13 protein-coding genes and 2 tRNA genes are annotated in these 15,913 nt (G+C 66.3%); 11 read left to right on the forward strand and 4 right to left on the reverse strand.

Going from position 1 to position 15,913, the window contains the following annotated elements:
* Positions 1–62: 62 nt before the first annotated feature.
* Complete coding sequence (locus TSB10P1A_RS17825; RefSeq protein ID WP_186389294.1) at positions 63–887, forward strand: cyclase family protein; 825 nt, start codon at positions 63–65, stop codon at positions 885–887.
* Between the two features lie 93 nt (positions 888–980).
* Here the strand turns inward: TSB10P1A_RS17825 and glnA are convergent, their stop codons facing one another.
* Both glnA and TSB10P1A_RS17835 read right to left on the reverse strand, forming a co-directional pair.
* Positions 981–2,390 (reverse strand): type I glutamate--ammonia ligase, encoded by a 1,410-nt coding sequence (glnA, locus tag TSB10P1A_RS17830; RefSeq protein ID WP_186389295.1) that lies wholly within the window; start codon positions 2,388–2,390, stop codon positions 981–983.
* Positions 2,391–2,516: 126 nt separating this feature from the next.
* A complete protein-coding gene (locus TSB10P1A_RS17835) occupies positions 2,517–2,855 on the reverse strand; it encodes a P-II family nitrogen regulator (RefSeq protein ID WP_186389296.1) in 339 nt (112 codons plus the stop codon).
* A gap of 407 nt (positions 2,856–3,262) precedes the next feature.
* On the opposite strand from TSB10P1A_RS17835, the gene TSB10P1A_RS17840 reads away from it, so the two are divergent.
* The 10 genes from TSB10P1A_RS17840 (at position 3,263) to TSB10P1A_RS17885 (ending at position 13,978) form a co-directional block, all read left to right on the forward strand.
* Positions 3,263–3,685, forward strand: coding sequence for a VOC family protein (locus TSB10P1A_RS17840; RefSeq protein WP_186389297.1), 423 nt, complete (start codon positions 3,263–3,265; stop codon positions 3,683–3,685).
* The gene (locus TSB10P1A_RS17845) at positions 3,685–5,220 is read left to right on the forward strand and encodes an NAD(P)H-hydrate dehydratase (RefSeq protein WP_186389451.1); all 1,536 of its coding nucleotides are present in this window, start codon (positions 3,685–3,687) and stop codon (positions 5,218–5,220) included. The genes TSB10P1A_RS17840 and TSB10P1A_RS17845 overlap by 1 nt, the downstream gene beginning before the upstream one ends.
* Before the next feature lie 125 nt (positions 5,221–5,345).
* Positions 5,346–5,430 (forward strand) — tRNA-Leu (locus TSB10P1A_RS17850).
* 124 nt (positions 5,431–5,554) lie between these two features.
* On the forward strand, positions 5,555–6,895 hold the full coding sequence (gene tig, locus TSB10P1A_RS17855) for a trigger factor (protein WP_186389298.1): 1,341 nt from the start codon (positions 5,555–5,557) through the stop codon (positions 6,893–6,895).
* Between the two features lie 288 nt (positions 6,896–7,183).
* Entirely contained in the window at positions 7,184–7,822 is a 639-nt protein-coding gene (locus tag TSB10P1A_RS17860; RefSeq protein ID WP_186389299.1) for an ATP-dependent Clp protease proteolytic subunit, read from the forward strand.
* Positions 7,823–8,066: 244 nt separating this feature from the next.
* Positions 8,067–9,332: an ATP-dependent Clp protease ATP-binding subunit ClpX gene (gene clpX, locus TSB10P1A_RS17865; protein WP_186389300.1), complete on the forward strand. Its 1,266-nt coding sequence runs from the start codon at positions 8,067–8,069 to the stop codon at positions 9,330–9,332.
* Between the two features lie 452 nt (positions 9,333–9,784).
* Positions 9,785–12,208: an endopeptidase La gene (gene lon, locus TSB10P1A_RS17870; protein ID WP_186389301.1), complete on the forward strand. Its 2,424-nt coding sequence runs from the start codon at positions 9,785–9,787 to the stop codon at positions 12,206–12,208.
* Positions 12,209–12,392: 184 nt separating this feature from the next.
* The gene (locus tag TSB10P1A_RS17875) at positions 12,393–12,668 is read left to right on the forward strand and encodes an HU family DNA-binding protein (protein WP_186389302.1); all 276 of its coding nucleotides are present in this window, start codon (positions 12,393–12,395) and stop codon (positions 12,666–12,668) included.
* Positions 12,669–12,832: 164 nt separating this feature from the next.
* Positions 12,833–13,729, forward strand: a complete 897-nt coding sequence (locus TSB10P1A_RS17880; protein ID WP_186389303.1) for an aspartyl/asparaginyl beta-hydroxylase domain-containing protein — start codon at positions 12,833–12,835, stop codon at positions 13,727–13,729.
* 173 nt (positions 13,730–13,902) lie between these two features.
* A tRNA-Val gene (locus tag TSB10P1A_RS17885) sits at positions 13,903–13,978 on the forward strand.
* A gap of 55 nt (positions 13,979–14,033) precedes the next feature.
* On the opposite strand, the gene TSB10P1A_RS17890 is transcribed toward TSB10P1A_RS17885, so the two are convergent.
* Positions 14,034–15,029 carry a Gfo/Idh/MocA family protein gene (locus tag TSB10P1A_RS17890; RefSeq protein ID WP_186389304.1) on the reverse strand — a complete coding sequence of 332 codons (996 nt, stop codon included), beginning with the start codon at positions 15,027–15,029 and terminating at the stop codon, positions 14,034–14,036.
* Entirely contained in the window at positions 15,026–15,913 is an 888-nt protein-coding gene (locus TSB10P1A_RS17895) for a sugar phosphate isomerase/epimerase (RefSeq protein WP_186389305.1), read from the reverse strand. Before TSB10P1A_RS17895 ends, TSB10P1A_RS17890 begins: the two co-directional genes overlap by 4 nt.

The following is a 15,913-nucleotide window of genomic DNA, read 5'->3' on the forward strand; positions in this document are numbered from 1 at the left end:
CAAGCCGGCGCGAACGCGGCCTAGCATGGACGGCAACCTGTTCCAGAAGAGGGGAAACAGACATGTGCGTTCCAGGATGCCAGGAAGTCGTTGCCCGCCGGCTGAGCCGCCGCGGATTGCTGAAGGGGCTCGTCGGCACGACGGCGGGCGCCGCGGCGTTCGCGGCCTTTCCGCCGCCGCGTCCCGCCCTTGCCTCGGACATCTCGTTCGGCCGGGTCGTCGACCTCACTCATGCGCTTGGCGAGGATTTCCCGACCTTCTTCGGCAAGCCGCAGTTGCGCATGGAGAGGACGGCCGAGTTTTCCAAGGACGGCTTCAACATGTACCAGTGGCATCTCGACGAGCACACCGGTACCCATCTCGATGCGCCGCTGCATTTCTCCGCCGACGGGGTGGGGGCGGACGAGATCCCGACCGACCAGCTGGTCGTGCCGCTCGTGGTGGTGGACATTCGCGAGAAGGCGGAGGCCAATCCCGACTACCAGCTCTCCATCGGCGACCTGCGGGCCTTCGAGACAGCGCATGGCGATCTTCCGGCCGGCGGCTGTGTCGCCATGAACTCGGGCTGGGCGCAGCATGTGGCGAGCGAGCGCTACCGCAATGCCGATGCCGACGGCGGCATGCACTTTCCCGGCTTCTCCAAGGAGGCCTGCCTCTACATGATGGACAAGGGCGTGGTCGGCATGGCGGTCGACACGCTGTCGCTGGACCACGGCGCATCCAAGACCTTCGATGTGCACTACACCTGGCTGCCGTCCGGCCGCTGGGGGCTGGAATGCCTTGCCGGCCTCGACGAGGTGCCGGCCACCGGCGCGACGCTGGTTCTGGGAGCCCCGAAGATCAAGGGCGCGACCGGCGGGCCGAGCCGGGTCTTCGCGCTGGTGTGATCTGGTCCTTGCGGACCGCGAAACGAAAAACCCCCGGCGGATGACCGTCGGGGGCTTCGAGAGGCGATGATCGCTTGGCCGGAGCCTTGCGGATCAGACCGAGTAGTACATGTCGTACTCGACCGGATGCGGCGTCATCTCGTACCGCATGTTCTCTTCCATCTTCAGGTCGATATAGGCGTCGATCTGGTCGTCGTCCATGACACCACCGGCCTTCAGGAACTCGCGGTCGGCGTCGAGCGACTCCAGAGCCTCGCGGAGCGAACCGCAGACGGTCGGGATTTCCTTCAGCTCCTCCGGCGGCAGGTCGTAGAGGTTCTTGTCCATCGCGTCGCCCGGATGGATCTTGTTCTTGATGCCGTCGAGGCCGGCCATCAGCATCGACGCGAAGGCGAGATACGGGTTGGCCGAGGGATCCGGGAAGCGGACCTCGATGCGCTTTGCCTTCGGGGAGGAGGTGAAGGGGATGCGGCAGGAGGCCGAGCGGTTGCGCGAGGAATAGGCCAGCAGCACCGGCGCCTCGTAGCCCGGGACCAGACGCTTGTAGGAGTTGGTCGACGGGTTGGTAAAGGCGTTCAGGGCCTTGGCATGCTTGAGGATGCCGCCGATGTAGTAGAGGCAGGTCTCGGACAGATCCGCATACTGGTTGCCGGCGAAGACGGGCTTGCCATCCTTCCAGATCGACTGGTGCACGTGCATGCCGGTGCCGTTGTCGCCGAAGATCGGCTTGGGCATGAAGGTCGCGGTCTTGCCATAGGCATGGGCGACCTGATGCACGACGTACTTGTAGATCTGCATCTTGTCGGCGTTGCGGGTCAGCGTGTCGAACTTGATGCCGAGCTCGTGCTGGGCCGCGGCCACCTCGTGGTGGTGCTTCTCGACGGTGACGCCCATCTCGGTCAGGACGGTCAGCATCTCCGACCGGATGTCCTGGCAGCTATCGATCGGCGGGACCGGGAAATAGCCGCCCTTCGTGCGCGGACGGTGGCCGAGGTTGCCGGTCTCGTATTCCGAGCCCATGTTCGACGGCAGTTCCATGCTGTCGATCTTGAAGCCGGTGTTGTACGGGTCGGACGTGAAGCGGACGTCGTCAAAGATGAAGAACTCGGCTTCCGGGCCGACGAAGACGGTGTCGCCGACGCCGAGCGAGCTGACATAGGCCTCGGCCTTCTTGGCGGTCGTGCGCGGGTCGCGGTTGTAGGCCTCGCCAGAGACCGGATCGACGATGTCGCAGATGATCGAGATGGTCGACTGGGCAAAGAACGGATCGACGTGGACCGTGTCCGGATCGAGCACGAGCATCATGTCGGACTCGTTGATCGCCTTCCAGCCGGCGATGGACGAGCCGTCGAAGGCGACGCCTTCCGCGAACATGTCCTCATCGACCAGGCCCGCATCCATGGTCACGTGCTGCAGCTTGCCGCGCGGATCGGAGAACCGCAGGTCGACGAACTTGATGTCCTTGTCCTTGATCTGCTTGAGAATGTCGCTGGCGCTCGTCATTTAAGATGTTCCCTGTTTTCCTTGGGGTCGGTCCCGTTGGGGGTCTTGCAGAGGGCGGCTGTGGCATGAGGCCCGCAAGGGCCGGCCGGGCTGCCCGGAAGTGTGGCCGAAAATTCGACCGGAGCCTCAGATCGCGTCGGTGCCGGTCTCGCCGGTCCGGATGCGGACGGCTTCTTCGACGGTGGAGACGAAGATCTTGCCGTCGCCGATGCGCCCGGTCTGGGCGGCATTGCGGATCGCCTCGACCGCCTTGTCGACCAGGTCGTCGGTCAGCACGATCTCGACCTTCACCTTGGGAAGGAAGTCGACCACGTATTCGGCGCCGCGATAGAGCTCGGTGTGGCCCTTCTGGCGGCCGAAGCCCTTGGCCTCGGTCACGGTGATGCCCTGGAGGCCGACCTCCTGGAGGGCTTCCTTGACCTCGTCGAGCTTGAACGGCTTGATAATTGCCTCGATTTTTTTCATCGCCTCCGCCACTTCGCGTCATTCGGTTTCGAAATGCCGGCCGTTCCGGGCCTGTGCCATCCCCTGACTAGCACGCCCCGTGCCAAGTTTGCCTGCCGAAAAAAGAGCCTGCAAATCGGGCAGTCTCCGCAGGGTTTTCGCGATGGTCCGGCGGCCGTCGATCTGAGTATGACCAAATATTGGTCTGATTGCCCAATATTTATGCGAATCTCCGTGCGTTCGACGGGGGGTGAGACGAGGGCGGTGGGGATGGAACCTGCCACAATCCTGATCGCACCGCTCAAATCGCGGGCAGGCCCTGGTCGCCGCCCGGATGTGGAAAGCGGCTTGCACGGCTGCTGCAATCGGCGAAACTCGTGCCGGCACAGCCTGCATGGCATGAACTCGGCAAACACGGGGAGAGGGGAATGCGGATCGAGGCGCTCGACCATCTGGTTCTGACGGTCGCGGATATCGACGAGACCGTCGGCTTCTATTGCGGCGTGCTGGGCATGGAGGAGGTGGTGTTCGGCGGCGGCCGGCGGGCGCTGCGCTTCGGCGCCCAGAAGATCAACCTGCACCTGGCGGGCGCCGAGTTCTCGCCGGCGGCAAAGCGTCCGACCCCGGGGGCGGGCGACCTGTGCTTTCTCGTTGCCTCGCTGGACGCCGCCATCGCCCGGTTGCATGAGACCGGCGTGCCGATCGAGGAAGGGCCGGTGTCGCGCACCGGAGCGCTGTCGCCGCTGCGGTCCGTCTATGTCCGCGATCCCGACGGCAATCTGATCGAACTTTCCGAACCGCAGGCGGTGGTGATTGCCGGCGCGGCGCCTGCGGCGGGGGAGGGAGCTTGATCGAGCTTCTGACTCCGCGGGAAATGGGCCGCGCCGATGCGCTGGCCATTGCCGGCGGCGTGCCGGGCATCGAGCTGATGCGCCGGGCCGGGCTGGCGGTCGCGGATGCCTGCAGCCGGATCGTCGGCCATTCCGGCCAGGTTCTGGTGCTGGCCGGCCCCGGAAACAACGGCGGCGACGGCTTCGTCGCGGCGAAGGTGCTGCGCCAGCGTGGCTATCGGGTCGAGGTGCTGCTGCTTGGAGATCCGGAGCGGCTCGCGGGCGACTCGCGGCTTGCCTTCTCCGATATGATCGCCGCCGGCCTTCGCGCCGCGGTGCTTTCCCATGACACGCTGGGTCTCGTGCCGGGGCAGGCGTCGCTGGTAGTCGACGCGCTGTTCGGCGCCGGTCTTGCGCGCGCGCCGGAGGGGCTGGCGGCGGAGGCGATCCAGCGGGTCAATGCGTCCGGACTGCCGGTGCTGGCCGTCGATCTGCCGTCCGGCGTGGACGGGGCGAGCGGCGGGGCGCCGGGCGCGGTGATCCGCGCGAGCCGGACGGTGACCTTCTTCCGCCTCAAGCCCGGCCATCTGCTGTTGCCGGGGCGGTTGCTTGCCGGCCGGGTGGAACTTGCCGACATCGGCATCCCGGCTTCGGTCCTTGCCGAGGCGCATGGCGCTGAGCACGGAAAGGTCTGGCGCAATGATCCGGCGCTATGGGGCGGGGCGATCCGCCCGCCAGCGCTCGACGGCCACAAATACGCGCGCGGCCATGCGGTGGTCGTCTCCGGGCCGGCGCTGTCGACCGGCGCGGCACGGCTGGCGGCCGGTGCCGCGCTGAGGTCCGGGGCCGGGCTCGTCACGGTTGCCACTCCGCCCTCGGCCGCGCTGGTCAATGCCAGCCATCTGACGGCGGTGATGGTGCGATCCTTCCGGGGCGGCGAGGGGCTCTGCGAGATGCTGGCCGACCGGCGCCTGAACGCGGTGGCGCTGGGACCGGGCGCCGGGGTCGGGGAGGAGACGCTTGCGCTTGCGCTTTCCTGCCTTGCCGGCGCGCGCGCGGTGCTGCTCGATGCCGATGCCATCACCTCCTTCGCCGGGCAGGCGGACAGGCTTGCCGGCGCTGTCGCCGCAAGAGCGGGTGAGAGGGCGGCGGACGTGGTGTTGACGCCGCATGACGGGGAGTTCGCGCGCCTTTTCGGCGAGGGCACCGCAGCCGATGCCGGAGCCTCGCGGCTGGCCCGTGCGCGCGCCGGCGCCAGGGCCGCCGGCGCCGTGGTGGTGCTGAAGGGGGCGGACACGGTGATTGCCGCGCCGGACGGGCGGGCGGCGATCAACGACAATGCTCCCGCCTGGCTCGCCACCGCCGGCTCCGGCGATGTGCTGTCCGGCATCATTACCGGCCTCCTGGCGCAGGGACTGGACGGCTTTGCCGCGGCCTGCGCGGGCGTCTGGCTGCATGGCCGCGCCGGGGCGCTGGCCGGCGCGGCGCTGACGGCGGAGGATCTTGAGCCGGCCTTGCGGCAGACGCTTGTGGAGTTCTTTTCCGCCGGGCGCTGAGAGGGCGTTGCAGTCGGCCGTAAGTTCGTTGCAAAGCCTGTCGACAGACCCCGTTTTTTCTTTGACCGCGCCGGGCGGGGTGCTATAGAGGCCGCGCCTTGACTTCGGGCGCTTGAAAGCATGTCGCGGGCGTGGTGGAACTGGTAGACACGCCAGATTTAGGTTCTGGTGGCGCAAGCCGTGGGGGTTCAAGTCCCTCCGCCCGCACCACGTCAGGCCTCAGGCGATGCGCTCCCGTTTTGGCAGCGAAACCGGTCAGGCAATCCCGAAGCGGGCCATACAATCACAAGAGCAGTCGGAAAGACGTTCTCGATCAAGGACGAAGCACACGACCATGCAGGTAACCGAAACGCTGGCCGAGGGGCTGAAACGCGAACTGAAAGTCGTCATTCCGGCGTCTGAGCTTGCTAGCCGCCTCGAAACCTACCTTGACGACCTCAAGGACAAGGTGAAGATCAAGGGCTTCCGGCCGGGCAAGGTGCCGGCTGCGCACCTGAAGCGCCTCTATGGGCGCCAGGCGACCGCCGAGATCCTCAACGAGCTTCTGAACGAGACCACCCGCAAGGCGGTCGAGGAGCGCAACGAGAAGCCGGCGCTGCAGCCCGAGATCGATCTGCCGGACGGCGACGCCGAGGCGATCCTGTCCGGCTCCGCCGACATTTCGTTCAAGATGAGCTACGACATCCTGCCGGAGTTCGAGCTGATCGACTTCAAGACGGTCGAGATCGAGCGCCCGGTGGTCGAGATCGCCGATGCGGAGATCGACGAGCAGATCGCCCGGATCGCCGAGAGCAACAAGCCGTTCGAGACCAAGGACGGCGCGGCTGAGGAGGGCGACCGCGTCCTCATGAGCTATCTCGGCAAGCTGGACGGCACCCCGTTCGACGGCGGCGCCGACGAGAACGGCCAGTTGGTGCTCGGCTCCAAGCAGTTCATCCCCGGCTTCGAGGAGCAGCTCGTCGGTCTGAAGGCCGGTGACGAGAAGGTCATCGAGGTGTCCTTCCCCGAGGACTATCCGGCCAAGCACCTGGCCGGCAAGCCGGTCACCTTCGACATCGTCGTCAAGGAAGTCCAGGCGCCGGGCGAGGTGGCGATCGATGACGACTTCGCCAAGGGCCTCGGCCTTGAGGGTCTCGACAAGCTGAAGGAGATCATCCGCGGCCAGATCGAGAGCCAGTATGGCGCGATGACCCGTCAGAAGGTGAAGCGCCAGCTTCTCGACAAGCTGGACGAGGTCTACCGGTTCGACCTGCCCGAGCGGCTGGTGCAGTCCGAGTTCGACGGCGTGTGGCGCCAGGTCGAGCAGGACATGCAGCGCTCCGGCAAGAGCTTCGAGGACGAGGAGACGACCGAGGACGAGGCGCGCGGCGAGTATCGCAAGATCGCCGAGCGGCGTGTTCGTCTCGGTCTGGTCCTGTCCGAGGTCGGCGAGCAGAATCAGGTCAAGGTGACCGACGAGGAGGTGCAGCGCGCCCTCTACGAGAAGGTTCGCCAGTTCCCCGGCCAGGAGAAGCAGGTCTTCGACTTCTACCGCAACAACCCGACGGCGCTCGCCAGCCTGCAGGCGCCGATCTACGAGGAGAAGGTCGTCGACTATATCCTCGAGCTTGCCAAGGTTACCGACAAGACGGTCACCAAGGACGAGCTGATGGCGGATGACGAGGACGAGGCCTGATCCTCGCGGTGTCATGACGGTTTGACGGACCGGCCCCGGACGACCTCCGGGGCCGGATTCGCAAGGAAAGGCAGCCTTATCACTCGCGCTTTAACCCTTGTTCGCGGCCCGTCAGCACCTATCTTCCGATACGCGGCGACATCCCTTATGAATGGGTGTCGCTTTTTCGACTCAAGACCGAGACAGAGACCGTTCCTGCCCGCCTGCCAGCGGCGACCTGAGTGAAGGGGTGGCGGCTCCGCGAGAGCGGCGGAGCCCGGGAACGTTCCTCCAAAGCATGGACGAGGCATGAAGGATCCAGTCGATTTCGCCGTGAACTCACTCGTGCCGATGGTCGTCGAGCAGACGAACCGGGGCGAGCGCGCGTTCGATATCTATTCGCGGCTCCTCAAGGAGCGCATCATCTTCCTGACCGGACCGATCGAGGATCATCTGGCGACGCTCGTCTGTGCGCAGTTGCTCTATCTTGAGGCGGAGAATCCGAGCAAGGAGATCGCCATCTATATCAATTCGCCCGGTGGCTACGTGACCTCGGGCCTGGCGATCTACGACACGATCCAGTTCATCCGCCCGGAAGTCTCGACGCTGTGCATCGGCCAGGCCGCCTCGATGGGCTCGCTGCTGCTGGCGGCCGGTGCCAAGGGCAGCCGCTTCTCGCTGCCGAATTCGCGGGTCATGGTGCACCAGCCGTCCGGCGGCTTCCGCGGTACGGCCGCGGACATCATGCTGCATGCGCAGGAAATCCTGAGCCTGAAGAAGCGGCTCAACGAGATCTATGTGAAGCACACCGGCCAGTCGCTGGACGCCGTCGAGGAAGCGCTGGAGCGCGACAAGTTCCTGACGCCGGAGATGGCCAAGGAGTTCGGAATCATCGACGGTGTCATTTCCAGCCGGACCAGCCTCGGCGGGGACGGCAAGTCGAAGTGACGTAACGGTGCCAAGGCCGGACCCGCCTCAGGGCGGCGTGCGGCGTCCCTCCGGACCGTCAAGGCCGGCGCCATGGCTTCGCCTTAAACGTATATTGATTTTTGAGGTGGAAGCATGATGACATTTACGGGACGAGTGCGGGCGGGTCTCTGGTCCGGTTCCGGAAAAGAGGAGAACGAATGCGTTCTTCTCGCAAGACACAGCGGAAGGGCAAGATCCTTCCGAAGCACGCGGGGTTTACCTGATGACTAAGGCCAGCGGCGGCGACTCGAAAAACACGCTCTACTGCTCTTTCTGCGGAAAGAGCCAGCATGAAGTGCGCAAGTTGATCGCCGGCCCGACCGTATTTATCTGCGACGAGTGCGTCGAGCTGTGCATGGACATCATCCGCGAGGAGAACAAATCCTCGCTGGTCAAGTCCCGCGACGGCATTCCGACGCCGCAGGAGATTCGCGCCGTCCTTGACGATTACGTGATCGGCCAGGGGCCCGCGAAGAAGGTTCTGTCCGTCGCGGTGCACAACCACTACAAGCGCCTGAACCATGCGTCGAAGAACAACGACGTGGAGCTGGCCAAGTCGAACATCCTGCTCGTCGGCCCGACCGGCTGCGGCAAGACGCTGCTGGCCCAGACGCTGGCGCGCATCCTCGACGTGCCCTTCACCATGGCGGATGCGACCACGCTGACCGAGGCCGGCTATGTCGGCGAGGACGTGGAGAACATCATCCTGAAGCTGCTGCAGTCGGCCGACTACAATGTCGAGCGGGCGCAGCGCGGCATCGTCTATATCGACGAGGTCGACAAGATCAGCCGCAAGGCCGACAACCCGTCGATCACCCGCGACGTGTCGGGCGAGGGCGTGCAGCAGGCACTGCTGAAGATCATGGAAGGCACCGTCGCCTCCGTGCCGCCGCAGGGCGGGCGCAAGCATCCGCAGCAGGAGTTCCTGCAGGTGGACACGACCAACATCCTGTTCATCTGCGGCGGCGCGTTCGCGGGGCTGGAGAAGATCATCTCCGAGCGCGGACGCAAGACCTCGATCGGCTTCAAGGCGAATGTCGAGGCGCCGGAAGACCGGCGCACCGGCGAATTGTTCCAGGAGCTGGAGCCGGAGGATCTGCTGAAGTTCGGCCTGATCCCGGAGTTTGTCGGCCGTCTGCCGGTGATCGCGACGCTGGGCGATCTCGACGAAGAGGCCCTGGTGCAGATCCTGACCGAGCCGAAGAACGCCTTGGTCAAGCAGTACCAGCGCCTGTTCGAGATGGAGAATGTCGAGCTGGCATTCCACGACGAGGCGATGAAGGCGGTGGCCCGCAAGGCGATCGAGCGCAAGACCGGCGCCCGTGGCCTGCGGTCCATCCTCGAGGCGATCCTGCTCGACACCATGTACGAGCTGCCGGGCCTGAAGGGCGTCAAGGAAGTGGTGATCTCGGCCGAGGTCGTCACCGGCGAGGCGCGCCCGCTCTACATCTACGAGGACCGGGCCGAGACGTCCGCCACCTCGGCCTGAGGCCACGCATATCTGCCTAATGATGCTGAAGGCCCCGGTCCGGCGACGGATCGGGGCCTTTGCCGTCAAAGGATCCGGCGCGGCGGCAAGCATCTTGCTTAGGGGGATGCGATGGGGGGATTTCCCCGGATTTCCACCGTTTGCCCTGGTGGGAGGCGCAGATTTTCGGCGAATCAAGGCCGTTTGCGCTTAGACTCAGATCAACGCGGGGCGGCCGTTCGGTCAGCGTGCCTTGACACGTTGCAGGGGGCTCGCCACCTATTGGCATAACAGGCAAGCGGGGCGACCGCCAACGTGCCCAACGGGGCGGGGGTGGTCGGCCGGTCTGGACGCCAGCTTCCGGCGGTCTTCGGCGACCGGCGCGGGGCGAGATGATCCCGACACCGCTTCCGCATGCACCCGTCGTGTCTGCCACTCCCCGGGGCGGCGGGTTCGCAAGGAAAGGAAGATCCATGACTGATTTCGATGCGCGGACCGAGGGCGATACCACCCTCCATGCCGTCCTCCCCTTGCGCGATATCGTCGTGTTCCCGCACATGATCGTGCCGCTGTTCGTCGGCCGCGAGAAGTCGATCCGCGCGCTCGAAGAGGTGATGAGCGCCGACAAGCAGATCCTGCTGGCGACGCAGATCAACGCCTCCGACGACGAGCCCTCGTCCTCCGACATTTACGAGGTCGGCACGCTGGCCACCGTTCTGCAGCTCCTGAAGCTGCCGGACAACACGGTCAAGGTGCTGGTCGAGGGCGTGTCGCGTGCCCGCATCACCTCCTTCACGGAGCGCAGCGACCTGTTCGAAGCGCATGCGACGGTGCTGCCCGACACCGACACCGACACGGTCGAGGTGGAGGCGCTGTCGCGCTCGGTTGTCGCCGAGTTCGACAACTATGTGAAGCTCAACAAGAAGGTTTCGCCCGAAGTGCTCGGCGCGATCGGCCAGATCGACGACAATTCCAAGCTGGCCGACACGATCGCCTCGCATCTGGCGGTGAAGATCCCGGAGAAGCAGGAGATCCTCGCGATCACCTCGGTTGCCGGTCGGCTCGAGCGCGTTCTCGGCCTGATGGAGAGCGAGATCTCCGTCCTGCAGGTGGAAAAGCGCATCCGCTCGCGCGTCAAGCGCCAGATGGAGAAGACCCAGCGCGAGTACTATCTCAACGAGCAGATGAAGGCGATCCAGAAGGAGCTCGGCGACGGCGAGGAAGGCCGCGACGAGGTGGCCGAACTGGAAGATCGGATCATCAAGACCAGGTTGTCGAAGGAAGCGCGCGAAAAGGCCAATGCAGAGCTGCGCAAGCTCAAGCAGATGAGCCCGATGTCGGCGGAAGCCACGGTCGTGCGCAACTATCTCGACTGGCTGCTCGGCATTCCCTGGGGCCGCAAGGGCAAGGTCAAGCACGACCTCAAGCACGCCCAGGCGGTGCTGGACGCGGATCACTATGGCCTGGAGAAGGTCAAGGACCGTATCGTCGAGTATCTCGCCGTGCAGAAGCGCGCCAACAAGCTGAAGGGGCCGATCCTCTGCCTCGTCGGCCCTCCGGGCGTCGGCAAGACCTCGCTCGGCAAGTCGATCGCCAAGTCGACGGGCCGCGAGTTCGTGCGCATGTCGCTCGGCGGCGTGCGTGACGAGGCCGAGATCCGCGGTCACCGCCGCACCTATATCGGCTCGATGCCCGGCAAGGTCATCCAGTCGATGAAGAAGGCGAAGAAGTCCAACCCGCTCTTCCTGCTCGACGAGATCGACAAGATGGGCATGGATTTCCGCGGCGATCCGTCCTCGGCCCTGCTGGAGGTGCTGGATCCGGAGCAGAACTCGTCGTTCATGGACCACTATCTGGAGGTCGAGTACGACCTTTCGGACGTGATGTTCGTGACCACGGCCAACACGCTCAACATCCCGGCGCCGCTGATGGACCGGATGGAGATCATCCGCATCGCCGGCTACACCGAGGACGAGAAGGTGGAAATCGCCCGCCGTCACCTGCTGCCCAAGGCCGAGAAGGACCACGGGCTGCGCGCCGGCGAGTTCGAGGTGTCGGACGCGGCGCTCAGGATGGTGATCCGGCGCTACACCCGCGAGGCGGGCGTGCGGAACCTGGAGCGCGAACTGGCGACCCTGGCACGCAAGGCGGTCAAGGAGATCCTGATGTCCGACAAGCCGGCCATCAAGGTCGACGAGGCGGTGGTCGAGGAGTTCCTGGGCGTTCCGCGCTATCGCTACGGCGAGGCGGAGCTGGAGGACCAGGTCGGCGTCGTCACCGGTCTTGCCTGGACCGAGGTGGGGGGCGAGTTGCTCACCATCGAGGGCGTCATGATGCCCGGAAAGGGCAAGATGACGGTCACCGGCAACCTGCGCGACGTGATGAAGGAGTCCATCTCCGCGGCGGCGTCCTATGTCCGCTCGCGGGCGGTCGACTTCGGCATCGAGCCGCCGTTGTTCGACAAGCGCGACATCCACGTGCACGTGCCGGAAGGCGCGACGCCGAAGGATGGGCCGTCGGCCGGCATCGCCATGGCCACCGCCGTAATCTCGGTGATGACGGGCATTCCGGTGCGCCGCCATGTGGCGATGACGGGCGAGATCACCCTGCGCGGGCGGATCCTGCCGATCGGCGGCTTGAAGGAGAAGCTGCTGGCGGCGCTGCGCGGCGGCATCACCACCGTGATGATCCCGGAGGACAATGCCAAGGATCTCGCGGACATCCCCGACAACGTCAAGAACGGGCTGGAGATCATCCCGGTGTCGCGGATGGAGGATGTGCTGAAGACCGCGCTGGTGCGCACCCCCGAGCCCATCGAATGGGACGAGGCGGCGGCTGCCGCGGCGGCCAAGTCGGTGGTGCAGGAGGATGAGGCGGCCAAGCTCGTCGCCCATTGATCCACCGCTTATTCACAGGAAAAGGGGCGCCGGCGGAAGCAGGCGCCCCTTTGTCATGAGAAAAGCCGGAAAATCGCGGATTTCTGCGCTTTTCAGCTTGCCACGAGCGGGTTTTCGCAAGAGTGTCCCTCCCCGAAGCCTGTCACGAATCGTCGGGCTTGCTGTTTCGAGGAAAGGGACTGCCATGAACAAAAACGACCTGATCGCCGCTGTCGCAGAGAAGACGGGCCTCACCAAGGCGCAGGCTGGCGAGGCTGTCGACGCGGCGCTCGACGCGATCACTGGTACGCTGAAGAGCGGCGATGAAGTCCGCATCATCGGCTTCGGCAATTTCTCCGTCTCCGAGCGCGCCGCCTCCGAGGGCCGCAACCCGCGCACCGGCGAGACGATCCAGATCCCGGCGTCGAAGACCCCGAAGTTCAAGGCCGGCAAGGGCCTCAAGGACGCCGTCAACGCCTGATTGGCGCGGCCGTTCGAACCCTTCCGCTGACGGCCCCCGCGGGATGCCCGCCGGGGCCGTTTTGCGTTTGATCGCCCGTGCTCTGCCTTGCGCGACCCACGCGGATCGCTTGCGGCGCTGCGGGCTGTCTTTTACGCTCCGCGCACAGGATCGGAGGAAAGCAGATGTCTGCACAGGTGGAGAGGGCGCCCGAAGGGCGCGGTGCCGAAGGCTGGGCCGAGGCCTTTCGGGAGGATTGTGCCCATGTGGCGCGGCTGCTCGGGGCGCCTGGCCGCGCGCGGCTTGCAGGGCTGCGCTGGTTCGGCCGGCCGGTGCTGGAGGTCGCCTCCTCGCGGGCTCTGCAGGAGGAATTGATCGCCTCGAGCGGCGTCCACCAGGATGCGCATGGCTTCGGGCGGATCGGCTGGAAGCCGGCGCCGGAACTGCGCGCCGGTGAGGTGACGCCGAGCGTCTGGCACTTGCCCGACCTGCCGACGCGGCCCTGGTTCGAGCCGGATGCGATCGACCGCCGGCTGGAGGCCGCGCATGCCGAGATCCTCGCCGATTTCACCGGCATTCGCGAGACCATGCAGCCGCATCCCGACAGCGGCGAGATCGTCAGCCGTGGCGCCTGGCCGGCGATCATCGTCATTGGCGCGGGCGGCGAGGCACCCGGCCTGCGGGCGCGGCTGCCGCATCTGATGCCGCTCATCGATGCGCTGCCGGTCTGCGGCAATTTCGGCTTCGTGTTCTTCGCCGGAACCGTGGCGGGCACGTCGATCGACGCCCATTCCGGCTCGACCAATCTGCGGCTGCGGCGGCATCTGGCGCTCGCCGTGGCCGAGGACACCGATGCGGCGATGACCGTCGACGGGGTGTCGCGCCCCTGGATCGCCGGGCGCTGCATGGCCTTCGACGACGCCTATGCCCATTCGGTGGAGCATCGCAGCGGCGGCGACCGGGTCATTCTGTCGGTCGACACCTGGCACCCGGCGCTTGACGAGGAGGAGGTCGCGGTCCTGTCCGATCCGGTCTTCCCGCGCTTCGGCAAGATCACCCGCTCGCTCGACGCGCCGGACTGATCCCGCACGGCTGCGAACGGGCCTTGCCTGTCAGGCCGGGACAAGGCGAATTCAAGCGGATCTGACCGGTTGAATTCGCCTGCGGCTCGGCTTACAAGGCACGAGCCTTGCGGCGGGCCGCAGGGCCATCCCCAGGCGGCATGGCCCCGGATATTCCGGGCGGTCGCGGGAAGGGGCGGTTAGCTCAGTTGGTAGAGCGCCTCGTTTACACCGAGGATGTCGGGAGTTCGAGTCTCTCACCGCCCACCATTTTCGCCGCCGGCATCTGTCGTGGCGCCGTGGGCCCGGCCAAGAGGCCGGGGCCTCACGCCTTGATCTGCGCGATCATCCGCTCCAGCCGCTCCATCGCACGCACGCCGGCCTCGATGCCGGGGGCATGGGTCGCTTCGCCGCGCAGCGCCCGCGCCGTGTCGGCCAGCAGGGCGGCATAGCCCTTGTGGTCCTCGTTGGCGGCGGCGGTGAAGTTGGGCGTCCACGACAGCGTGTCGCAGGCCGGGTCTAAGGTCGCGGCCGGATCGTCCGCCTTGAACGGCGGGTCGCGGTAGAGCCGCACATGGATGATGTTGTCGATTTCGAGCCGCGCATGGTCCCCCATGATGCGGAGTTCCTCCATCGGCGTGCCGCGCGACTGCACCGTGCCCATCACCACATTGCCGATCACCCCGCCCCTTGTGGTGAAGTTGACATGCAGCAGCAGCTTGCCCGGCGCGGGGCAGACCGAGCGCACCAGCATGTCGCCGAAGTCCTCGCCGACGAACCAGGGGATGAGGTCCATGTAGTGGACGCAGTGATGCAGGAAGAAGCCGGTATAGTCCGGCTCGCCGACGAAATAGGTCGGTGCGGTCATGTAGCTGCCGGTGATGCCGAGCACCGTGCCGAAGCTGCCCCCGTCCAGAACGTTGCGAGCGATCCTGTTGCCGGTCGAATAGCGCTTCATGAAGCCGACGATGACGGGCTTGCCGGCCTTCTGCGAGGCCGCCGCCACTTCGCGGGCGCCGGCCGCATCGGCGGCCGGCGGCTTTTCCATGAAGACCGGCAGGCCCTTATCGAGCGCCGCGAGGGCGGCGAGGCGGTGCAGCTCCGGCCCGACCGCCATGCCGATGGCGTCCAATCCCGGCTGGGCGATCAGATCGCGGTAGTCCTGATGCAGGGAGGTGACGCCGTAATTCGCCGCCGCCTCGCCAAGAGCGGCCGTGTCGCGGTCGCACAGGGCGGCGATGCGAAAGCCGTTGCGGCCGAGCTGCGGCAGCAGCATCTGCCGTGCGTGGCGGCCGCAGCCGATCCAGCCGATGTTGATCATTGGTCGACCTCCGCCAGCGCCAGCGCGTTGCGGATGACGCCGAGGCCCGCCATCAGCTTGTCGCTCTCGTCCTCGCGCGGCGCGCGCCAATGGGCGATGGGCAGTGCCACCCGGTCGTCGGCCCGGCGGAAGGGCTCCAGCGAGATCGGCCCCTTGTAGCCGACCTGATGCAGCGCCCGCATCACCGCCGGCCAGTCGATATGACCGGTGCCGGGATGGCCGCGATGGTTCTCGTTGGCCTGGAAATGGACGATGCGGCTGCCGGCGGCGCGGATCGCGTCGGGGATCGAGCGGTCCTCCATGTTCATGTGGAACGTGTCGAGCATCAGGCCGAGGCCGGCATCGCCGACCGCGTCGACAACTTCGATCGCCTGCCGGGTGGTGGAGATCACGTCGGTCTCGAAGCGGTTCAGCGCTTCCAGCGCCAGTACCTTGCCGGCGGAGCGGGCAACGGCGGCGGCTTGCTTCAGCCCCTTGATGGTGCGTTCGGCGCGCGCCGCGATGTCGGCATCGCTGCGCGGCACCGGCGGGCGTCCGGCAAAGACCATCGGCTCGCCATAGAGCGGGCCGCCGATCATCCGGGCGCCGAGCCCGTCCGCCACCTCGACGCAGCGCTTGAGGTAGTCGAGCCCGCCCTGGCGGTTGGCGGGATCGTTCGAGGCGATGGAGCGGGTCGGCGAGACGCGCGCAGCGAGCACCAGGAAGAGGCCGGCGTCCTCGGCGGCGCGGCGCGTCTCGGCAAGGTCGAGCCCGTCCTCGGGCTCGGGCACCAGCAGTTCGACGAAGTCGAAGCCGAGCTTCGCCGCCCTTGCGAAGTGATGCAGGTCGGCGCCGGTGAAGGGGCGGGCGAACTGCATGGAGATGATGCCGATCGGGTTCTTCAA

The sequence above is a fragment of the Stappia sp. TSB10P1A genome (genome assembly GCF_900185725.1).
Taxonomy (GTDB): domain Bacteria; phylum Pseudomonadota; class Alphaproteobacteria; order Rhizobiales; family Stappiaceae; genus Stappia.